Raw genomic sequence first — 21,726 nt, 5'->3', positions numbered from 1 at the left:
CGGACAGGGACCCGCGCCAAGCTCGCTGACTCTGCACTGACGCTCAGCCGACGACCGTATCACCTGCTTACAGGCGAGGCCTCGATGACCGAATTCCTGCAGCACCTCCTCAACACCCTGGTCCTGGGGGGAACCTATGCCCTGCTCGGCATCGGGTTGACCCTGATCTTCGGCATCATGAACGTGGTGAACTTCACCCACGGCGCCCTCTACACGGTGGGCGCCTACGTCATGTACCTCGCCGTCACCGCCCTCGGGCTCGGCTTCTTCGCCGCTCTGCCGACCGCGATCCTCGGCGGCCTCCTGCTCGGCGCAATCCTCGACCTCGTGCTGCTGCGGCCCTTACGCAGCGCCGACATGGACACGACCATGCTGGTGATGATCGGCGCCGGCATCGTCCTGCAATCGGGCACGCTCTGGCTGTTCGGCGGCGTCGCGAAATCGATCCCGACGCCGTTCCCGGATGCGCCCCTCCAACTCGGACCCGTCTCGGTGTCGTGGCTGCGGCTGTTCGTACTAGGCGCGGCTCTCGCGCTGATCGGGCTGACCTACTGGCTCATCAACCGGACCCGCCTCGGGCTGGCCATGCGGGCGACCTTCCAGGACCATGACACCGCCTCGCTGATGGGAGTCAACGTGCGGCTCGTCTACACCGCGACCTTCGCCGTCGGCTCCAGCCTCGCGGCAGCGGCCGGCGCGCTCCTTGGGCCGGTCTATGTGGTGTTCCCGCAGATGGGCGGCATGGCCGAGCTGAAGGCTTTCGCCATCGTGATTCTCGGCGGGCTCGGCAACGTCACCGGGGCGGCCATCGGCGGCTTCATCCTGGCGCTGGCCGAGGAACTGGGCGCCGGCTACATCTCGTCTGGCTATCGGGACGCCATGGGCTTCCTGATCATCATCGCGGTGCTGATCTTCAAGCCGACCGGCCTCTTCGCCAAGGCGGAGCGTATCGGATGACCCGGCACCTCCCCGCTCTCGCCCTCCTGGCGGCGCTGGCCGCCCTGCCCTTCGCGCTGGGCCACAACCCCTACCTGCTGAACGCGCTGATCACGACGGGCATCGTCACCATCGCGGCCATGAGCCTGAACCTGCTGCTCGGCTTCACCGGGCAGCTCAGCCTCGGGCACATCGCCTTCTTCGGCATCGGCGCCTATGTCAGCGCCCTTACGAGCCTCGGCTTCGACGTGGAGCTGCTCTGGGGCCTTCGCATCGTACACGAGCCGTGGCCGCCTGTGGTGGGCTTCGGCCTCGCCGTGCTGGCGACGGCCGCCTGCGGCTACCTCGTCGGCCGCCTCTCCTTCCGGGTGCGGGGTGCCTATTTCGTCATCGTGACGATCTCCTTCGCCGAGGTGGTGCGGCTCGTCGCCCTCAACTGGGTGGAGCTGACGCAGGGCCCCCTGGCGCTGACGGGCATCCCACCCTTCAGCCTCGCCCTGCCCGGCCTCGGCTCCGTCACCCTGCGCACGAAGCTGCAGAACTACTACCTCGTCCTCGTGGTTGGCACGCTCTGCTACGCCCTCATCGCCCGCCTCGTGCGTTCGCGCTTCGGACGGGCCATGCGGGGCCTGAAGGAGAACGAGTCCCTGGCCCTCTCGGTCGGCATCAACGCCACCCGGACCCTGACCCTCGCGGCGGTGATCTCGGCGGCGATGGCGGGGGCGGCCGGCAGCCTCTACGCCCATTACCTGCGCATCATCGATCCCGACGTGTTCCTGTTCTCCACCACGGTGACCATGGTCATCATGGTGGTGGGCGGCGGCAAGGGCACGCTGCTCGGCCCCGTCGTCGGCGGCCTGATCTTCGGCCTGCTTCCCGTCGCCCTGCGGCCGGTCATGGTGCCGGAGGCGCAATGGATGGTGTTCGGCCTCGTGCTGATCGTGATCCAGTTCGTCATGCCCCGGGGTATCGTGCCGGGCCTCGCCCGTCTCGCCACGCGCCGTCACGCGCCCGGTGGTGCAACCGCCCGGATGCCCGTGGAGGCCAGGCCATGAGCGAGATCCGCGCTCCCATCCTGTCGGTGGACCATGTCGGCGTGCGCTTCGGCGGCCTCGTCGCCATCGCCGACCTGCATTTCGACGTCCATCCCGGCGAGATCGTCAGCCTGATCGGCCCGAACGGGGCCGGCAAGACGACGGCCTTCAACGTGATGACGGGCTTCCTGAAGCCCAGCCAGGGTCAGGTCCGGTTCCGCGGCACCAGCCTCCAGGGGTTGCAGCCGCACGAGATCGTCCGTCTCGGCCTGAGTCGGACGTTCCAGCGTACGAGCGTGTTCCCCGACGACACCGTGTTCGACAATGTGATGATCGGCCTGCATCGGCGGGGCCGCGCGCGACTGGTCGACACGCTGCTCGGGCGGGACCGCACCGGCGAGGCGGCTCTGCGAGACCGGGCCCGTGAACTCCTCGACTGGGTCGGGCTCTCCGGCCGGGCCCAGGAGAAAGCCGGGTCCCTGGCCTATGGCGAACAACGCCTCGTCGGGGTCGCGCTGGCGCTGGCCACCGAGCCTGCCATGCTGCTCCTCGACGAGCCGGTCTCGGGCATGAACGCCTCCGAGACCCAGGTCTTCGTGCGTCTGATCCGCTCGATCCGCGAGCGCGGCGTCACCATCCTCCTCGTCGAGCACGACATGCCGATGGTCATGGAAGTGTCCGACCGGATCGTGGTGCTGAATTACGGCCGCCTCATCGCCGAGGGGCCGCCGGCGGCGATCCGATCCGATCCGGCCGTGATCGAGGCCTATCTCGGCCAGGGAAGTGCCGCCCGCGAAGCCGCACAGGCCGCCAGGGAGACGATCGATGCTTGAGATCCGCGATCTCGTCTGCGGCTATGGCACGGTGACGGCCCTGAAGGGGCTCTCGCTCAAGGTCGAGGAGGGACAGCTCGTGGCGTTGGTCGGCGCCAACGGCGCCGGCAAGTCGACGACGCTCCGGGCCGTCTCGGGACTGATCCCAGCGCGCTCGGGCAGCATTCATTTTGCCGGCCGGGACATCACCGGCACCGACCCGCGCAAGGTGCTGGCCCAGGGCATCGCCCATTGCCCGGAGGGGCGGCGGGTGTTCCCGCAGATGAGCGTCGCGGAGAACCTCGCCATGGGCGCCTACCTGCGGCGCGATCCGCCCGGGGTGTCCGCCGATCTCGCGCGCATCTACGGCGAGTTCCCGCGCCTCGCCGAGCGCAAGCACCAGGCTGCCGGCACCCTTTCGGGGGGCGAGCAGCAGATGCTGGCCATCGGCCGTGCGCTGATGTCCCGCCCCCGGCTCGTCCTGTTCGACGAGCCTTCGCTGGGGCTCGCCCCCAACATCGTCGAGCGCATGTTCGCCGTCATCCGGGCGATCTGCGACACTGGCACCACGGTCCTCCTCGTGGAGCAGAACGCCTTCGCGGCTCTCGAACTCTGCGACTACGCCTACCTGCTGGAGACCGGCCGCATCGTACTGGCGGGGCCGGGCTCTACGCTGATCGCGGACCCGCATGTGCGCCAAGCCTATCTCGGCGGTTGAAGGCGGGGCCTGGATCCATGCCTGCCGGATCGGGGCCCTGGACGGCCGGGCCATTCTCCCCGTCTTCGTCGCCGGGCGCCATCTCGTGCTCGTGCGGGACGGTGACGGCATCTTCGCGGCGGAACGGGCCTGCCCGCATGAAGGGGCGGATCTCGCCCTCGGCCATTGCTCCGGGGGACGCCTGTTCTGCCCAAGGCACGCGGCATGGTTCGCGCTGACGGATGGTGCCGTCTCGCCGGGATGGTTCTTTCGCGACCTCCGCACCTACCCGACCCGCAGGAAGGGGGGCGATATCCAGGTACGGATCGAATCCGACGCATGAGGTCGCATGGCATCGCCGGGTTCGCTCGCCGAGACGATCGTCTCGGCGCTGCGGCGATGAAGCCCAGTGATCAGAGCGCCTTCAGAAAGATCGGCCAGCGCGGATCGTTCATGATCGAGCGGGCCCGCATGTGTTTCCAGATTCCGTATTTGTAGAAGTCGAAATCGAGGGTGGAAATGGTGTTCTGCACCATCGCCCAGGTCGACCATTTCACGTCGGCAAGTGCTTTGTGCACCATCAGGCGGGCGAACGATGCCTCGTCGTAGCGCCCGAAATACGCCTCGATCAGCTCGCGATCGACGCTCTCGGGGAAGAACATCTCTCCGCTCCAGATCGCGAGGTCGTAGAGGCGATCGTTGTTGGAGGCGTATTCGAAGTCGATCAGCAGGATGGAGCCATCCTCGCCAATGAGGAAGTTGCCCGGCATCGGATCGTTGAAACAGGGTACGAGATCGAGACCGGAGGCTTCGAGCGCCGACTGCGCCAAGCGCGTCTGGCGCGTCAGCCACACATGATCGGGCGGCATCGGCGCCTGGAGTTCGGCCACCTGCCGGTCATGTTCGGCGATCATGTCGAACACGGTCTTGGTGAGGGGCAGCAGCGGCGCTGCGTGGAATCGGCGATAGACGCCCATCGCCTCGGCCCGCAGGGCGGGGTCGGCGAAGTCGCGGTGGGTCGAGGGACGTCGGCCATCGACGAACTCGGCGATCTCGATGTCCTGTGCGTCGAGATGATCGAAGGTACGGGGCCCGAGTCCGATCGCTTCGGCCTGCCGGCTGGCGGCGCGGGCGGCGGCGCGATCGATGAACATTTCCGTTCCGCGACCGGGCATCTTCACGAAATAGGCATGCGGTTCGCCATCGATCTCGACGCGCCAATTCATGTTGCTGATGCCGCCCAGGACCTGGCGATAGCGCATGGGGCGTCCCTGCCATGGCGCGACCGAGCGGAGAATGGCCTCGAAGGCGCGTTCGGTATCGGTGGTGCCGCCGCCCAGGGATATCATGCTCGCCTCGTCACAGGGATCTCAGGCTTTCCTCGAAACCCGGTCCACAGACCCGCATCCGGCACCGCAGGAAGCGCCAGGCCGCATATTTGCGGAATTCCAGGGCGCGACGGGGTGACAGGCGGTCCATAGCCAGGGCCCGGAGGCCCCAATGGAGATCGTCGGCGGCGGCATAGGCCCGGCAACGGTGGAAGATGGCGTCGCGGTAAGCCCCTTCCGCCATCTCGATCGCAGGCTTCATCTGGGCGTCGAACTGGCAGGCCTCGTTGAGAAAGGCGCCGAGCTGGTAATGGGGGTCGGTGTCACAGGCCATGTCGAAATCCACGAGCCGGAGCGCGCTGTCCGGGGAGAACAGCAGGTTCGAGGCATGGGGGTCGGCATGGGCCGGACGGATCTCGGTTCCGGCGGCTGTCAGCGCCGCCTCGATGGCGTCGACCCAATCGAACAGGAACCAGGAATCCTGCGGCAGGGTGTCGGCCTCCTCGCCGAGGAATGCGCGAAGCCCGCGGATCGCCTCGAAGACGCTCCAGCGACGTTCGAACGGTTCGCCGGCACCGATGCGCCGGAAGGCCTCGAAGACCGTGATCATGCGCTCGGGCCGGCGCAACGCGTCGAGGGTAGCGGGACGCCATTCGGGGCCGAGAGACTCGAACAGGATCGCGCCCTCCGCCTCGGCCAAGTGGAGGGGGCGAGGCGCAAGACCCAGGGAGGCGATCCGTTGCGCTGCCCGGAAGGCAGCGGAGGGATCGAGCAAGGCCGCGGCCGCTCGCTCCCCCACCTTCAGGAAGTAGCGAGGTGCCGCATCCACGGCCTCGCCGACGAGGTACGAGGTCGATTCGACGCCGTGATAGGACGGCGAGGCGACCCCCGGCACGGCCTCCCGATAATGGACCGCCCTCCCCGCCAGCATCGGCGCGGCGGCAAGGGCCGCTTCGGCAAGGCGTTCCTGCGTATCCGCCGGCATGCCGAGCGCTTTCACCGACGCTCCTTCTCCACTTCGAGGACCGATAGGCCCTCGTTGGCCAGGATAAGGAGCATATCCGCCAGGACTTGCGTGCCGAAGGCATGATCCTCCGGCGTGGTGAACTCGGTCGGGTGGTGGATCACGCCGCCGACACTGGGGACGGCCAGCACGATGGAGGGACACACCGCCGCGAGGCTGATCGCATCATGGCCGCCGATCGTGTCGAGGGATCGGGCCGGGGCGCCGTTGGCGTCGCTCGCGCGCTCGGCGAGGTGGACGAGACCGGGCGACATCCGTCCGGCCGCGCGGCGGTCGATGGAGCGGATCTCATGCCCGACTTCGGCCCGTGCGGCTGCCGCCTCGATGCTCGCCAGCAGCCGCGTCTCCGCTTCGGCCAGGATCGCCTGCGATCCGGAACGGAGCTCGATGAACAGCACGGCCTCGCTCGGAACGGTATTGGGCGAGTTCGGATACACCTCCATCCGGCCGACGGAGGTGTGCAGGTCGAGCCCGAATTCCCCGGCCAGCGCCTTGAGGTCGGTGATGACATAGGCCCCGGCCAGGAGAGCGTCGTGGCGCGCCGCCATCGGGGTCGGCCCGGTATGGGCCTGCCGCCCAAGGAAGGCGAGGCGATACTTCACGGCTCCCCAGAACCGCGTGAAGGCACCGAACCGCAGCCCTTCCCGCTCGAGGACCGACTCGCCTTCGATGTGCAACTCGAGATAGGCGTCTGGAATCGGAACGGTGTCGGTCCCGGCATAGCCGATGCTCTCCAAAGCTTCGCCGACCGAGATCCCCGCCCCGTCCCGCCGGTCGAGGGCCCAGGCCAGGTCCGCCGCTCCCGTGAAGACGCTGCTGCCGAGGAGACTCGGCTGGAAGCGAGCCCCTTCCTCGTTGGTCCAGTTGGCGACCACGAAGTTGCAGGCGGACCGGCCGCCGCTCTTTTCCAGACTCTCGCGGACCGCCAGGATGGCCTCGCAGGCGGAGATCACACCGAGTGCGCCGTCGAAACGGCCGCCATTGGGCTGGCTGTCGATATGGGAGCCGACCATCACCACGGGGGCGTTGGCGCCGGCCAGATCGAGGCGACCGAACTGATTGCCGATAGGATCGACCTTCCTCGTGAAGCCGTTCTCGCGGAACCACGTGGCGAGCCAGTCGCGCGCCTGTCCGTCTTCGGGCGAGAGGGTCAGGCGGGTCATGGAGCCGTCCGCTCCGCCGCCGAAAACGGAGACAGCCTCCATCATGGCCTGGAGGCGCGCGGGGTCGATCCGTACGGAAGAGGGTGAGGTCGTCTCAGGCATGGATCACATCCACTCGTGTGCGCTGAAAGGCCCGCGCGATATCGCGCGTGAGAGGGGCGTTGGTGACGAGGGTGTCGACGGCGTCGAGGCCGAAGGTGCGGATCGTGCCGAGCCGGCCGAACTTGGAGGAATCGGCCAGGATGACGGAGTGGCGCGTGCGCTCCACGGCGAAACGGCGCAGGACCGCCTCGTCCTCGCCCAGATCCATGAACCCATGCGCGTGATGCACGGTGACGATGCCCATGATCGCCACGTCGTAGATGTGCTCGCGCAGGACGGCGTGCGTGCGATGGCCGAACAGGGCCCTGTAGTCCGGCTTCATGTCTCCGCCCAGCACGGTGACCTGCGCCTGGGGATCGCCCGCCAGAATCGCTGCGATGTCGATGGAGTTGGTGTGGACCCGGATGCGCCGGCCCAGCAACTTGCGGGCGAAGGCCAGTGTCGTGGTGCCCGCATCGATGAAGACGGTCATGCCGTCCTCGACGAGTGGCAGGGCGGCCTCTGCGATCCGCGCCTTCTCCCGGGCGGCGACCCGGACACGTTCATCGAAGGGCCTGTCGCTCTCTCTCCGGTCGAGGACGGCCCCGCCATAGACCCGCCGCGCATGGCCACGCAGTTCGAGGTCGCGCAGGTCGCGCCGCACGGTCTCGGTGCTGATGGCGAGCCGGGTCGCGAGGTCTTTCACGGTCACCCGCCCGTCGCGTTCGAGCGCATCGAGGACGAGATCGAGGCGACGCCCGGTGATCCCCATCGCATGCATTCCCTCCTTTGCCGCCGATCCGGGGCCATGTGCCCCGGTCCCGACGCCGACCGGGAGATGGACCCGCCGAAGGAACAAGCCGTGCATCAGACGAGTCCGGCGACACGGTTCGGGGCGGGATCCGTCTCGAGATGGCAGGCGGCGAGATCGCGCGATCCGCGCACGCCGAGGTGCGGGCTCAGGGTGACGCAGGTCTCGAATGCCTGCGGGCAGCGTGACCGGAACGAGCAGCCGGTCGGCAGGTCGATCGGGCTCGGGGGCTCGCCCTCGAGGAGGCAATCCTCCGGCCGGTAGCGCCGCTCCTCCAGGGTCGGCATCGCCGACAGCAGGGTCCGCGTATAGGGATGGCCGGGATCGAAGAAGAGGCGCTCGTTATCGGCGAGTTCCACGACCTCGCCGAGATACATCACGGCGATACGGTTGCAGGCTTTGCGCACCATGGCGAGGTCGTGGCTGATGTAGATGTAGGTGAGGCCGTGCGCGCGCTGGAGCGTGTCGAACAAGGCCAGCAATTTGAACTGTTCCGTCTGGTCGAGGGCCGAGAGGGTCTCGTCCATGAGCAGGATCTCCGGGTCGAGCACCATGGCGCGGGCGACGTTGATGCGCTGGCGCTGCCCGGCGGAAAGCCCGAGCGGCAACTGGTCGTAGAGCGAGACGGGCAACCCCACATCGTTCATGACGTCCCGTACCTTGTCGCGGATACGCCGGCCGTCGCGCCAGCCATGAGTGCGCAGGGGCGCTTCGAGCATCGCACCGATGCCCGTGCGCGGAGGCAGCGAGTCGAACGGATCCTGGAGCACGAGCTGAAGCTTGCGCCGGAAGGCGAGAAGCTCGGACCCGGAAAGCCCTGCAATGTCCCTCCCCTCACACAGGACCTCGCCGCTGCTGGGCCGCTCCAGGCGGCTGAGCAGGCGCATCAGGGTGGACTTGCCGCAGCCGGATTCGCCGACCACCGCGAAGCTGTCGCCCTTGTGGATGTCGAAGGTGACGTGGCGAACCGCGCGCAGCGCGCTCGTCCCGGCAAAGCTGCCGCGCTTCTTCACCCGGTAGGTCTGCGACACGTCCCGCAGGCTGACGATGGCGGAGCCCGGCATTACGGCCTTCCGCGGGATGGCCGGCACCGTCGGCCGCGCGCTCCAGATCGCAGGGATCTGCGCCACGAGTTCGCGGGTATAGGGATGGCGGGGCGCGGCGATCAGCGCTTCGGTCGGCTGCTCCTCCACCAGCCTGCCCTCATCAATGACGAGGATACGGCTCGCCGCCTCGCGGGCGACGGGAAGCGAGGACGAGACGAACAGGATCGCGGTGTCGAACCCCTCGGTCAGCTCGCGCATCAGGCGGATCACCTGGGCGGCGACGGTGACGTCAAGGGGCTGGGTCACGTTGTCGGCGACCAGAAGCGCCGGGTTCGAGATCATGGCGTCGACGATCAGGGCCCGCTGCATCATCCCGCCGGAGAATTGCGACGGGTAATCGTGAAAGCGCGCGCTCGCCGAGGGAATGCGCACCGCGTCGAGCATCGCGATCACGCGGTCCTGTGCTTCGGCCGCATTCACCTCCGGCGCCACCGCCCGGATCTTCTCCACGATCTGGCGCCCGACCGGGAGGGTCGGATCGAGCGCACCCATGGGATTGGCACCGACATAGGCGATGTCACGGCGTAGCCGCCGCATCTCGCGCGCGGGCAGCGTGAGAAGGTTGCGGTCGCGGAACCGAACCTCGCCGGCGTCGATGACCAGGGGTGGCGCGATCCAGTTGACCACCGCCCGGGACAGCACCGTCTTGCCGGCGCCGGAAGCGCCGACCACGCCGACGATCTCACGCGGCGCGACGTCGAACGAGATGCCGTCGAGGATACGGCGCTCGCGACCCGGAAGGCTCAGGTCGATCCGCAGATCGCGGACGGAGAGGACGGGGCCCATCAGGCGCCTCCGTGAATCGTGTTGCGCGCGCGCTCGAAGGCGGCGCCGATCAGGTTGATGCTGGTCAGCGTAAGGCACAGGAAGACTCCCGGCATGGTGGCGATCCACCAGGCGTTCAGGAGGTACTTGCGGCCATCGGCGATGATGTTGCCGAAGGTCGGTGTCGGCGGTTGCACGCCGAGACCGAGGAATCCGAGCGTCGACTCGAAGATCATCATCCGGGCGACGTCGAGCACCGAGGTGAAGAGCAGCGGCGGCACCAGTAGGGGCACCAGCAGGGTGAGGATGATGCGCGGGTGCGTCGCCCCGGAGACCTGCGCGGCCCGCACGTATTCACGGCCACGCTCGGCCATGACCATCGACCGCATCACCCGGGCATAGACCGGCCAGTTCGACAGACCGAGTACTAGGATGATTGCCGGGATCGTCGGACGCGAGACGCCGAGCACCGCGATGGCCAAGATGATCATCGGGATCGAGAGTTGCGCGTCGGTGATGCGCATCACCACCGTATCCGTGCGACCGCCGAAATAACCCGCGATCGTGCCGAGGGCACAACCGATCAGGAGAGTGACGGCGACCGAGGCAACGCCGATCAGGAAGGAGTAGCGCAGGCCGACGAGGCTGCGCACCAGCATGTCGCGGCCGATCTGGTCGGTGCCGAGCGGGTGGGCCCAGCTCCAGGTCTCACCGACGAACAGCGGCGGCAGCAGGCGCGCGCGCACGTTCATCTTCAAGGGATCGATGCCGCTGAGCTCGGGGTAGAAGGCAGCGGCGAGGGCGAGGAGCGTGAACAGCGCGAAGCCGATGCGGAACTCGGTGGAGCGGCCGGCATGCGAGAGGATGCGCCGGCCGATCGAGCGGGAGGCGGCGACGTCGACCCGCAATGGCTGGGCGACCAGGGTGGCGTCGAGGGCGCTCATCAGTATTCGAGCCTCGGATCGATGGAGGTGGCGGCGAGATCGACGAGGATATTGATGAGGACGAAGATCGCGCTGGTGACGATCGCGATGCCCTGGATCAGCGGGAAGTCGCGCTGCAGCACCGCATTGATGGTGAGTAGCCCCAGACCGGGATAATCGAAGATGTATTCGACGATGATCACGCCGCCGAGCAGGCTGGAGAACTGCACCCCGAGCAGGTTGAGCAGCGGGACGGAGGCGTTGCGCAGGGCATGGGCGGCGACGATCCGGCTCGGCGACAATCCGCGGACATGGCCGACGGCGACGTAGGATTCGCTCATCTGCGCGGCGACGGCCCCCGACAAAGTCCGGATCAGCACCGGCGACAGTTCCACCGCGAGCACCAGGGCCGGCAGCACGGTGTAGGAGAAGCCGCCATAGCCGATCGCCGGCAGCCAGCCGAGCTTCACCGACAACAACAGCGCCAGGACGATGCCGAGCCAGAAATTCGGCAGTGAGACGAAGACCGACGAGACGGTGAAAGCCAGCTTATCGGCGATGCCGCCCGGGCGCAGGCCCGCCGCGATCCCGAGAAGGCTGGAGAAAACGAGGGCGAAGAGCAGGGCCAATGCCGCCAGTTGCAGGGTCATCGGCAGGGCATCGAGAATGAGGTCCAGGACCTTCGCCCGCTCGCCGCGGGTGGTGTCGTTGAAGGTCGCGCCGCCGGTCGACGCGCCGTTGGCCGGCCGCACGAAGCTCTGGCCAAGATCGCCCTGGACGACGCGCACCATGTAGCGTCCGAACTGGACCGGGATGGGATCGCGCAGACCCATCTGGGTGGCGATCTGCTCGATCAGGGCTTCGGGCGCCATGCCGCCGGCCATGAGCCGCACGGGATCGCCCGGCACGACCCGAAGCAGCGTGAAGATCAGCAGCGAGACCAGGAAGATGATGACCGCACCCTGCGCGAGGCGCCGGGCGAGGAAACTGAGAACGAACATCGGGTGCAGGTCCGGTGACGGGTTCGGCAGGGCGCGACACGGCTCCCGCCGGAGCGGACCGTGTCGCGCGCCCGACGCGCATGGGATCGGGCTGGTCGATCAGACCGTCTTGGAGGCGTCGATGGAGCCGTCGGGATAGACATAGAGACCCTGCAGCTCCTTCTGCATCGCGTGGATCATCACGGAGGTGAACAGCGACAAAGCCGGCACCTTCGCCGCGAGGAGCGGCATGGTCTCGTCTTGAAGGATCGCCTTGCGTGCTTCCAGCGTGGGCGCGGCCCGCTCCTTGTCGAGGCTCGCGTCGATCGCGGCGTCCTCGATGCCGGTGATCCGGTGCGAGGACGAGTGGAAATGGGTGCGCAGCACCAGATCCGGCTCCGGCGAGCCCGTGGACCAGCCGCAATCGACCATGTGGCCCGGGCCGCCGCCGGGGCGATGGTAGAGGCGCTCGTTCCATGCCGCCGGTTCCAGGACGGTGAGGCTCACCGGGAACCCCTGCTCGTTGAGCATCGCGGTGATGACCTCGCCGTATTCCTTGGTCTTCGGGTAGAAACCCACCGACGTGATGTATTCGAGCGGCGGCAGCCCCTTCCCCTTCGGGAAGCCGGCCTCGGCCAGCAGCGCCTGCGCCTTGGCGGGGTCGTAGGCCGGATAGTTCTCGAGATCGACGTAGCCGAATTTCACGGGCGAGACGTAGTTCGCGGATGCGTGGCCGGCCGCACCCAGAAGCTCGACGATCATTGCCCGGTCGATGGAGTGGCAGGCCGCCATCCGGACGCGCACGTCGTTGAAGGGCGGTTTGGAGCAGCGGAACCAGAGATACTTGTTCTCGACGGAGACGACCTGATTGATCGCGATCTTCGGGTTGGCCTTCACGGTCTCGACCTGCTCGGGCTCGAGCCGTTCGACGATCGAGGCCTGCCCGTTCATCAGCGAGAGCATCCGGGTGGTTGAGTCGCCGGTGAAGGTGAAGTCGATGCCCGGGATCGCCGGCTTGCCCTTGAAGTAGCCGTCGAAGGCGGCGAGGACGGTGCTGTTGCCGCGCTGTTCGACGAAGCGGAACGGACCCGTGCCGTTGAGCCGGCGGGTCAGGGCGCCGCCCGGCCCTTCCGCGATGTCCTTGGCCGACATGATCGGCAGGAACGACGCCAGGAAGATGAAGAGATGGGCGGGATAGCCGCCCTTCGACGTGTCGACGATGACGGTCTCGTCGTCGGGCGTCGTGATGGTCAGCGTGTCGGTCGGGCCGGGATACCATTGCGCCGGCCGGTCCTTGCCCGAGCCGTATTCCAAGGTAGCCTTGACGTCCTCGGCCTTGAACGGTTTGCCGTCGTGGAAGTGGATGCCCTTGCGCAGCTTGATCTGCAGGCGGGTGGGCTCGATCAGCTGGATATCGGTGGCGAGCTCGTAGACCACCTTGCTCGGGTCATCGAGCGTCATCGGCGTGCGGGTGAGGAAGCCCATCACGAATCCCTCGATGTTCTTCTGCGAGAGCGTGGTGTGAGCGGTTGGATCCCAGTTGCCGGTGATGTTCTCGGCGGACAGGAATACCAGCGGCTTTCCCCCTTGCGCGAAAGCGGAGGAGATCAGGAAGTCCGGATTGATCTGGCTGACACCGGCCAGTGCCGCACTGCCTTGCAGAAAACGCCTGCGATCCATCCCGTCGGCCATCCCGAAACTCCCAAAGCCACGTATCCGTCAAAGTGGTCAAAAACCACAAAGCACGGCGCGTGCCAGAGCGCTCGAATCGGTCAAAACGGGCATGGGGCGGATGGTGGCGGGGTCGGGGCGAGAGGAAGACTCCCGATCGACGATCCACTTCTCTCGTGCCGTCGATGGGCGGGGATCAGCGAAGGGTCGAGCGTCGCGACGAAGGGGCGATGTGAGCAGGGCTCTGGCCCGGTTACGGGCCTGCGCTGCATCGGCGCGTCGGTGGAGGACAACGCCAGCCTTTCTCATCTGCCGGTTCGACGAAGCGCCATGAGGCAGCCTCGCTGCATATCGTCACCGCGTCGCGGCAACCGGTCAGGCCGATGCTCCGTTCCGGGAATTCCTGCATCGGGCCGCCGCGCTACAAGCGAGAGGTTGTGCCGTGACGGCCGGCATGAGGGAGCTTGGCCACGCGGCACCCTTATCGATCACGCGGCCTCGGAAAGGCTCCGCTCGGCGACCACGAGGGCACGGCCCAGCTTGATCGCTCCGTGGTGGCGGCGGTCCGCGATCGCATCGTGGATCGCGAGCAGGTGGGGGGCGAGCGACGGGCTCGTCCGCATGATCTCGGTGGCCTGGCGGGCGAAGAGGTCCTCGGCCTCGGCCGGGTCGTCGGCGAGGTAGAGGATCTGCAAGGTGACGCAGAGCATCTTCGCGGGCGTATCGGCCTCGCTCTCCTTGATGACCTCGGATTCGCGCAGGAACTTGCAGTGGGTCTCGATGAGGAAGTCGGAGCGCCGCGATCCGTTGCGGATGAGCGCGCCGTTGATGAGGAAACCCTCGTAGGGCTTGAGGTCGAGGCGCAGGGCCATAGCGGTGAATCCCTTCTGGAAACGGGCCTGGATCGATCGTCGGATGGGGCGGGGACCGGCGCTGACCGCCGGTCCCCGTAAGTGCGCGCGCTTAGCGGAGGAGCTGGAGGATGCCCTGCTGGGCCGTGTTGGCCAGCGAGAGCGCCGAGGTGGCGATGGAGTTGCGGGTCGACAGGGCCTGCGAGTTGGCGGCTTCCTCGTTGAGGTCCGCGTTCACGAGGTTGGCGGCGCCGGTGTCGAGGATGTTGATCAGGTTCTTCGAGAAGTCCTGACGGTTCTGCACGATCGACAGGTTGGCGCCGAAGGTCGAGGACTGGGTCCGCAGCTGGGTGGTGGCTTCGGACAGCTGCTCGATGGCGGCGTTGATATCGGTGTCCGACTGGAACCCGCCCTCGACGGCGTCGAGGCCGAGGCCGGCGGCATCGAACTTCACGCCCTGGATGTCCAGCGCCGAGGTGTTCTTCTCGTTGAAGGCGATGTGCAGGGTGTTGTCGGCGGCGCTGTTGCTGTTGCGGAACAGCAGGTTGACGCCGTTATAGCCGGAATCCTGGGCCTGCTGGGTGATCTTCTCGAGGATCAGGTTGAACTGCTGCGCCAGGGCCGAGCGCACCGAACTGGTGCCCTTGCTGCCGCCCACATCCGTGCCCGACCCCGTCTGGGAGGTGGCACCCGATCCGGAGACGCCGAAGCCGATATCGACGCCCGTGGTACCGCCGGTCGTGACCTGGGCCGCCTGGATGGTCAGCTTCTGGTCGGAGCCGGAGGACTTCGTCGAGATGACGAGCTTGCTGTTGACGTAGCTCGCCTCGACCTTACCGGCGAGGCCGGTATCGGCGTTGATCTGGTCGTTGATCGCCTTGGCGATGGCGGTCTGGCTGGTGGCGGCCGAAGTGCCGAGGTTCGTGTTGTTGAGCGTGATCAGCTTGAGCGGGCCGGTGCCGAGCTTCAGGGTGAAGGACGCGTCCTTCGTGCCGCTGAAATCCTTGGTCACGGTCTGCTCGGTGCCGACGATGGAGGCCTTTGACGAGCCGTCCGTCGCCTCGGTGCCGGAGGCCGTGACGCCGGTGGCGGCGGTGCCTCCGCCCGCGGCGGGGGTGCTGCTGGCGGTGGTGGTGGTGCCGAGGCCGAGGCCGGCGGTGTCGCGCGTCGCGGTCAGGGTCGGGGCGGCGGCGCCGGCACCGACGGCGTTCGACGTCACCTGGAGCTTGTCGTCCACGAAGGAGACGGTGGCCTTGATGCCACCCGTGTCGAGCTGGACCTGGATGGCTTCGGCGACCTTGGCCTGCGTTGCCGATTCGCCGATGGCGTTGCCATCCTTGTCGAGGCTGGTCGACGAGACCGTGACGGCCTTGGCGGGGGTGGCGGGGGTGGTGATGATGCCGTCATGGATGGTGAAGGCGCTCGACTTGCCGCCGGAGAGGTCGATGGAACCGGCTGGGATGCCGGTCGCGGTCACGGGCTCCTCGCCGGCAACCGCCGAGCCGATGCCGAGCCCCGCAGCACCCGTGCCGTCGACACCGCGCGTCAGCGTGACGGTGCCGCTGGTGCCAACCCCCTTCGAGGTAAATTCCAGTTTGTTGGCATTGAAGGCGGCGGTGACGTTGACGCCGGCCTCGTCGAGCTGCGCCTGGATGGCGGCCTTGATGTCATTCTGGCTCGGCGTTGTGCCGAGTGTCCCACCGCCGACCTTCGCCGTGTCGGAAGCGATCGAGATCTCGACCGTCGTGATGCCGTCGCCGATCGAGAACGTGTTCGCGGTCGTGGTCAGGGCAAAGGGGTCACCACCCGTTCCTGTTACTCCGGAGACTGCCGTACCGGTCGCAGTCACCTTCGCGGCGGTACTGGCGGACGGCGTGGTCGCCTCGTTGGTGGCCGTCAGCGTGTTGGCTGTGCCGAGGCCGAGGCCGATCGTATCGGAGGCGTTGGTGATCTGCGGTGCTGCGGCCGTATCGTTCGGCCCGACGAAGGTCAGCTTGTTGGAGCTATCGATGTAGGCGGAGTATTCCGAGCCGCTGAGCTGGTTGTTGATGGCCTCGACCAGCGATTGCTGGTTCGGGTTGGTACCGATCGCGGTGCCGGATGCGTCGAGCTTCGCCGCATCGATGGTGATGGTCTTCGGCGTCGTGCCGTCGGTGACGGTGAACGTGGCGGATTTGCCACCCGTCAGGTCGGTATTGGCCGCGATCGTCCCAGCCACTGTCTTGAAGGGCGCGCTGAACAGGCCGATCTGATCGGTGAGGTTGTTGCCCTGGGTCGTGAGAACAGGGTCGCTACCAGCGCCGACGGCTGCATTTTCGAACTTCAGTGAACCGGTCGCGCCTCCGGACAAGGTCGCGACGATTCCCGATCCGGCAGCCGTGAGTTGCCGCTGAACAGCTTCCTTGATCTTCTCTGCAGTGACTGCCGTCGTTCCAAGAGCAGCCCCGTTCGCGTCGAGCGAGTCCTTGTTGATCGTGATGTTGATGGTCTTGTTGGCGACTGCGTCGGTGACCGAAAAGGTCGTGCTCTGACCGGCGCCGAGGGTGGATGTGGCGGGTACAGTGGCAGTGGAAGCAACGGCACCCTTGACAGCGGCCGCGCCAACGGTCGGGGTCTGAGCGGCGACCGCACCACCGGCTGGTGTCGTCGTGGAATTTACGGCCGCCGTGCCCGCGACCGGCGTGCTCGCTGTGAAGGTGCTGAAGCCGATGCCGGCCGCGCCGTTGCCGCCCGTGGTGTCGATGCCGCCGATCACGGAGATCTGCGCGTCGGGGCCGACATCGGCCGACTTGAACACGAGGCTGTTGGTGCTGGACAGTTCGACCGTCGCGGTGGAGCCGCTATCCTTGAGCTGCTTGTTGATGGCCTTCGCGACATCCTCCCGCGTGGCCGAGGCGCCGAGCGTGCCGCCGAGCTCGTCGGTGGCCGAGTTCTTGTCGAGCTGCACCTGGACCGAGGTGTTGCCGTCGCTCACCACCAGGGAGGCGCTGCCGGTGGAGAAATCCGTGGCGACGGCCAGTTCGGCATTGGCGGTGACGGTGGCGGAGGTCGGCGTAGTGGTGGACTTGCCGTAGCCGATATCCATGGTGGAATTGGCCGAACCCGCCACGGTCAGGCTGGCGGATGCTCCCGTCGTGGTGGTCGCGAAGGTGATGCGGCCGTCGGGGCTGGTGCCGGCCGTGACCTTGCCGGCCAGCGCGCTGTTGTTGGCGATCTGGCCGTTGATGGCGGTGAGGAGCTGGTCCGACGTGATCTTGGAGAGGTCGGTGCCGGACGAGGCGAGGGTCGCGGAATCGATGCGGATGGTCGACTTGGTGCCGCCCAGGGTGATCTCGAGAGAGGCGTCCTTGGTCGGGCCGGAGAAGTCGAACGTGGTTTCGCCGGTGGCGTCGGTGGTGCCGAGGGAGGCCAAGGTCGAGGTGCCCGTCACCTTGGCAGCCTGCTCCGTCGCGCCGCCGCTGATGCCGCTGCTGCCGCCGGTCTTGTCGGCGAGCGCCTGACTGGCCGTGGACTTGGCGGTTTCGAGAAGCTTGGTGATCGAGGTGATGCCCTGGCTCGCCGCCTGGATCGCCTGGACGCCGTTGGAGATGCCGTCGAGCAGCGAGCTGATGTCGCTGGAGCGCGCCGACAGGCTCTGCGCCGTGAAGAAGTTGGTGGGGTTGTCCAGTGCCGAGTTCACCTTCTTGCCGGTGGAGAGCCGGTTCTGGGTGGTCGAGAGCAGGTTTGCCGTGTCCTGGAGCGAGAGCAGGTTTTGGCGCGTTGCGGATGTGAGGGTGATGCTGCCGGACATCGGGCGGATCCTGTTGATCGAGACATCGCCCTGTTGGCGACGCCCCAGACAGGGGGTGATCCACTTATCGACATCTTAATTGATGCTCGAATTGTGTTTGTATTGAGGGGCAATGCGTCTCATCTAAGTAGCATAGTGTCTCAAAGCGTCTTTAGGTTACTTCGTATCTCAAACATAGTCGTTTTTGTCTCATAATCGAGCCCCCATGCGGATTGGCCTGCTTGCCTTGGTCGCCGGCCCGTTTCAAATGACCCTGACGGCAGGCCGGATCACAATCGGCCGATAAGACTGTTCATCGCGACCCGATCACGTTGAAATCCAAGTCTCCGTAAATTAAAGATTTATTAAAATATGATGTTATGCTGGTGATGTTGTACGTAAGTACTTCTCTATCGATAGGATGTGGTCTGTTTGTACAAAGTCATGGTCGAGATGAATTCTCTTTCGAGTATCGGTTGATGATGCTGCCATTAGAAAATCTGTCTCAGGGCGAAGCTTCCATAAGACATCAGGTTCCGTGCTGCGGCGTGACGACCATGGGCCTTCACCGTTTTGAAGGCCTTGATTTATGACGGGCATTCTCTGCGACCGTTTCATCGCTCCCACCGATCCGGCTTTGCTGGCTCAGTCCTGGTGCAATCATCTTGCGCCGGTCTTCGAGGCCGAGCTCGCGTCGGATGCCGATCTGGCCTCGCCGATCGCCCTGACCACGTATCATTTCGGGGAAGCCCTGATCGGCTCCGTGACCGCGCCGGCCCAGCGCCTGAAGCGCTCGGCCCGGACCATCGCCCGGCAGGGCGTCGACCACATCCTGATCCAGTTCTACACCGCCGGCCAAAGCCGGATGGGCGCCGCTCGACGCTCAGTGGAGATCAAGGCTTCCCAGCTCGTGGTCTTCGACCTCACCCAGCCGATCGTCAGCGAGGCCGGGCCGGTCTCTGCCACCAACGTGATGCTGCCGCGCAAGCTCCTCGGCGACCAGATCGCCACCATCGAGAATTTGCACGGGCAACCCCTCGATTACCGCTCGGCCCCCGTGCGGCACCTCTCCTACACGTACCTGTCCGGCCTGGTGGCCAGCGCCGCCTCCGCCGAGGCGCACCAGCTGCGCTACCTGTCGAGCGCGGCCGCCGATCTCTGCGCCGCCTGTTTCCAGCCCGACGTGAACCAGGCGCCGGCCCTCGACCGGCTCAACAAGATCGCCATCTGCCAGTTCATCGAGTAGGAACTGGCCTCGGAATCCCTCGGGATCGATACGCTGATCACCCAGTTCGGGCTCTCGCGGGCCACGCTCTACCGGCTCTTCGAGCATGAGGGCGGGGTCGCCAGCTACATCCGCGAGCGGCGCCTGCTGCGGGCGATGAAGCTCCTCGGCGCGGCGGGCGGGCGCCCGCGCATCTCGTCGGTGGCCTACGCCACGGGCTTCTCCGACGAGAAGACCTTCAGCCGTGCCTTTCGCAGACGCTTCGGATTCCTTCCGAGCGAGGCACTGGAGGAGCGGCTGGTCGCGCACCGTAGCCAAGATAGCATTCCGGTGCTGCTCGGCTGGATGCGGAGCCTCAGCGCCTGAGCGCCACACGAGATCGGCAGAGACGTCGCCCGTCCGATCGTGAGGAGCGTTATCGTAATTGCGGCCCGTTCGGCCGTTGAACCGCTCCGTGTTTCCCAGAGGCTCCCACTCTCGAGAGGGCAGAGCGAGGGCGAAGTGAATCCCACCGTATTCCCCTGAGGTTCGTGCCGGCGCGGTGCGGATGGTCCTGGACCACCAGGGCGAGCATGCCTCGCAATGGACGGCGATCACCTCGATCTCGGCCAAGATCGACGGTTCGGGCGGTCTTTTTCGAAAACGGTCACAGCGTCCTGAACGGCACGGCCGTGGACCTCCGTGGGCACGACGGCATCGAGGCGTTTTATCTCGGATTGAATGCCAGGACCGCCGGTATCACGACGTCAGCAATCGTATTTTCAAATGTGGTCCCAGGAGGAAATCATCTTCCGAGATAGTCGATAAATTAGGCAACACCGTTCATTGACGTTCGTTTCGATATCATTGCATATTTATTCATAAGCTAAGCTCGTTCAGAAGCGGGAATTTTCCACTTCGAGACAGGGCTACAACAGCGGGAACATTGCGCGATACATGCTTTGTCTTGTGCCGGCCTGCACTCCATTCCGTTTCGACTTCACGAACGCGTGCTTGCGCCCGCCGATGGCACCCGCCTGCCCGCGAGAGACGAGCCTTGATGACCGATTTCGCGAATTCCCCGTCTCATAGCCGCCGCCTTCAGAGTGCCCTGGTGGGAACGTGCCTCGCCTGCACCCTGCCGCTCGGTCTGACGGGCGCATGGGCTCAGTCGCCGAGCGCGATCGAGACCTTTACCGGAGAGGCCGGCCCCCGTACCGATCCGAGCGCGATCGGCGTCGCACCGGACGGCACCGAGAAATGGCATGGGCCGCTGGCGCCCTATGCGGCCAGCCTCGCCGCCCATGGCCTCAGCTTCGACGTCAATGCTTACGAATACTTCTTCTCCAATCCGAGCGCCGGACTTCGTCCGGGACAATTATCCAATTCGACCTATTATCTGCTGAGCCTCGACGCCGATCTCGACAGGATCGCCGGCATCAAGGGCGGCTGGTTCCACTACACGCAGACCTTCTTCGGCTTGCGTTGGAACAACCGCAACATGGGCGGAGACATCGGCGATACCACGATCGGTTATCAGCCGACCTTCAACCGCGACTTCGCCCGCCTCTCGGTGCTGACCTACGAGCAGCGCCTGTTCGACGATCGGCTGGCCATAGAGGTCGGACGCACCCATCCCAATCGCTATTATGCGCTGCCGCCCTGCCAATCGAGCGTCAGCTGCTTTCAGGACATCCTCCAGATCAATGCCGGCCTGAGTTCACCGCTTTACGGCGTGTGGGGCGGCAACGTCGCCTACAAGCTGTCGGCGCAGGATTACGTTCAGGCCGGCGCTTTCGCGGTCACGAGCGGCGCCAACTTCCTGTCGGGCTACGACTGGAACTACGAGCCGCTCAATGGCGCATTGGTCCTCGCGGAGATCGGGCACGCCACGACCTTCGTGACGGATCCCTATCCGAGCCGGGTGGCGCTGACCGGTTTCTACAACACGGCGGACCACGCCGATAATTTCAAGACGGTGTTCGGCACCTCGAAGGGACTCGATCCCGGCGCCCTGGTGCTGCAGAAATCGGGCACTTCGGGCGTGATCCTCACCGCGAGCCAGGTTGTCTGGCGAGCCGATGGCGGTGCCGACGCGGCCAACCTGAACCCGACCTCCATCCAGGCCTATACCAGCCTCGCCTACGCGCCCGACCCGACCATTCCGATCCGCTGGAACGCGTTCGCGGGCGTCACCCTCCAGGCCCCCGACCAATCGCGTCCCTTCGACCGTTACGGGGTCAAGGTGAACTGGCAGCGGATCGCGGGTGACTACGCGCAGTTCCTCTCGGATGCCAACTTCATCTCGGGCGGGACCGGCGCACCGTATTCCCGCGACAAGCTTGTCTTCGAGGCCAACGCCCATCTGGCGCTCGGCCAGGGCATCTTCTTCGAGCCGGTGGTTCAATACTTGGTCAACGGGAGTTCCTACTGGAACCCCTACACCGCCAACCGCAGCAAGGACGGCTTCTACGTCGGTGCGACATTGATCGTGCCGCTGGGAGCGATCTTCGGTCTGTCTCCGGGCTGAAGCCCCGGATCGTCGCACAGTCACCATCATTCAGAAGGAGG

At 66.2% G+C, this 21,726-nt stretch carries 18 protein-coding genes; 8 read left to right on the top strand and 10 right to left on the bottom strand.

Going from position 1 to position 21,726, the window contains the following annotated elements:
* The first annotated feature begins 84 nt into the window (after positions 1 to 84).
* The 5 genes from ACYQML_RS16710 to ACYQML_RS16690 are packed head-to-tail and all read left to right on the top strand — an operon-like array spanning position 85 to position 3,822.
* Positions 85 to 957: a branched-chain amino acid ABC transporter permease gene (locus ACYQML_RS16710; RefSeq protein WP_461233466.1), complete on the top strand. Its 873-nt coding sequence runs from the start codon at positions 85 to 87 to the stop codon at positions 955 to 957.
* Positions 954 to 1,991 carry a branched-chain amino acid ABC transporter permease gene (locus ACYQML_RS16705; RefSeq protein WP_461233465.1) on the top strand — a complete coding sequence of 346 codons (1,038 nt, stop codon included), beginning with the start codon at positions 954 to 956 and terminating at the stop codon, positions 1,989 to 1,991. Before ACYQML_RS16710 ends, ACYQML_RS16705 begins: the two co-directional genes overlap by 4 nt.
* A complete protein-coding gene (locus ACYQML_RS16700; protein WP_200919231.1) occupies positions 1,988 to 2,803 on the top strand; it encodes an ABC transporter ATP-binding protein in 816 nt (271 codons plus the stop codon). Before ACYQML_RS16705 ends, ACYQML_RS16700 begins: the two co-directional genes overlap by 4 nt.
* Positions 2,796 to 3,500: an ABC transporter ATP-binding protein gene (locus ACYQML_RS16695; RefSeq protein WP_207412490.1), complete on the top strand. Its 705-nt coding sequence runs from the start codon at positions 2,796 to 2,798 to the stop codon at positions 3,498 to 3,500. Before ACYQML_RS16700 ends, ACYQML_RS16695 begins: the two co-directional genes overlap by 8 nt.
* Positions 3,472 to 3,822, top strand: a complete 351-nt coding sequence (locus ACYQML_RS16690; protein ID WP_461233464.1) for a Rieske (2Fe-2S) protein — start codon at positions 3,472 to 3,474, stop codon at positions 3,820 to 3,822. The genes ACYQML_RS16695 and ACYQML_RS16690 overlap by 29 nt, the downstream gene beginning before the upstream one ends.
* A gap of 70 nt (positions 3,823 to 3,892) precedes the next feature.
* Here ACYQML_RS16690 and ACYQML_RS16685 read toward each other — a convergent pair whose 3' ends face one another.
* The 10 genes from ACYQML_RS16685 to ACYQML_RS16640 form a co-directional block, all read right to left on the bottom strand.
* Complete coding sequence (locus ACYQML_RS16685; RefSeq protein WP_461233463.1) at positions 3,893 to 4,828, bottom strand: phosphotransferase; 936 nt, start codon at positions 4,826 to 4,828, stop codon at positions 3,893 to 3,895.
* A gap of 10 nt (positions 4,829 to 4,838) precedes the next feature.
* Complete coding sequence (locus ACYQML_RS16680; protein WP_461233462.1) at positions 4,839 to 5,807, bottom strand: phosphotransferase; 969 nt, start codon at positions 5,805 to 5,807, stop codon at positions 4,839 to 4,841.
* Positions 5,804 to 7,096: an allantoate amidohydrolase gene (locus ACYQML_RS16675; protein ID WP_461233461.1), complete on the bottom strand. Its 1,293-nt coding sequence runs from the start codon at positions 7,094 to 7,096 to the stop codon at positions 5,804 to 5,806. Before ACYQML_RS16675 ends, ACYQML_RS16680 begins: the two co-directional genes overlap by 4 nt.
* Positions 7,089 to 7,943: a DeoR/GlpR family DNA-binding transcription regulator gene (locus tag ACYQML_RS16670; protein ID WP_461233460.1), complete on the bottom strand. Its 855-nt coding sequence runs from the start codon at positions 7,941 to 7,943 to the stop codon at positions 7,089 to 7,091. Before ACYQML_RS16670 ends, ACYQML_RS16675 begins: the two co-directional genes overlap by 8 nt.
* Positions 7,943 to 9,778 (bottom strand): ABC transporter ATP-binding protein, encoded by a 1,836-nt coding sequence (locus tag ACYQML_RS16665; RefSeq protein ID WP_461233459.1) that lies wholly within the window; start codon positions 9,776 to 9,778, stop codon positions 7,943 to 7,945. Before ACYQML_RS16665 ends, ACYQML_RS16670 begins: the two co-directional genes overlap by 1 nt.
* On the bottom strand, positions 9,778 to 10,701 hold the full coding sequence (locus tag ACYQML_RS16660) for an ABC transporter permease (protein ID WP_056433956.1): 924 nt from the start codon (positions 10,699 to 10,701) through the stop codon (positions 9,778 to 9,780). The genes ACYQML_RS16665 and ACYQML_RS16660 overlap by 1 nt, the downstream gene beginning before the upstream one ends.
* A complete protein-coding gene (locus ACYQML_RS16655; RefSeq protein WP_461233458.1) occupies positions 10,701 to 11,681 on the bottom strand; it encodes an ABC transporter permease in 981 nt (326 codons plus the stop codon). Before ACYQML_RS16655 ends, ACYQML_RS16660 begins: the two co-directional genes overlap by 1 nt.
* Before the next feature lie 99 nt (positions 11,682 to 11,780).
* Complete coding sequence (locus ACYQML_RS16650) at positions 11,781 to 13,352, bottom strand: ABC transporter substrate-binding protein (protein WP_424753573.1); 1,572 nt, start codon at positions 13,350 to 13,352, stop codon at positions 11,781 to 11,783.
* A gap of 467 nt (positions 13,353 to 13,819) precedes the next feature.
* Positions 13,820 to 14,203, bottom strand: coding sequence for a flagellar biosynthesis repressor FlbT (locus ACYQML_RS16645; RefSeq protein WP_056433946.1), 384 nt, complete (start codon positions 14,201 to 14,203; stop codon positions 13,820 to 13,822).
* Positions 14,204 to 14,294: 91 nt separating this feature from the next.
* Positions 14,295 to 17,972: a flagellin N-terminal helical domain-containing protein gene (locus ACYQML_RS16640; RefSeq protein ID WP_461233457.1), complete on the bottom strand. Its 3,678-nt coding sequence runs from the start codon at positions 17,970 to 17,972 to the stop codon at positions 14,295 to 14,297.
* 568 nt (positions 17,973 to 18,540) lie between these two features.
* On the opposite strand from ACYQML_RS16640, the gene ACYQML_RS16635 reads away from it, so the two are divergent.
* The 3 genes from ACYQML_RS16635 to ACYQML_RS16625 all read left to right on the top strand — a co-directional run bounded on the left by ACYQML_RS16635 (position 18,541) and on the right by ACYQML_RS16625 (position 21,685).
* Complete coding sequence (locus ACYQML_RS16635) at positions 18,541 to 19,197, top strand: AraC-like ligand-binding domain-containing protein (RefSeq protein WP_461233456.1); 657 nt, start codon at positions 18,541 to 18,543, stop codon at positions 19,195 to 19,197.
* Positions 19,198 to 19,200: 3 nt separating this feature from the next.
* Positions 19,201 to 19,542 (top strand): helix-turn-helix transcriptional regulator, encoded by a 342-nt coding sequence (locus ACYQML_RS16630; RefSeq protein WP_461235744.1) that lies wholly within the window; start codon positions 19,201 to 19,203, stop codon positions 19,540 to 19,542.
* A gap of 673 nt (positions 19,543 to 20,215) precedes the next feature.
* On the top strand, positions 20,216 to 21,685 hold the full coding sequence (locus ACYQML_RS16625; RefSeq protein ID WP_461233455.1) for a carbohydrate porin: 1,470 nt from the start codon (positions 20,216 to 20,218) through the stop codon (positions 21,683 to 21,685).
* Positions 21,686 to 21,726: the final 41 nt, after the last annotated feature.

The organism is Methylobacterium sp. CM6244, from assembly GCF_054817885.1.
The sequence above is the reverse complement of the archived record's forward strand: the minus strand, read 5'-3'. Positions and strand labels throughout refer to the sequence as shown.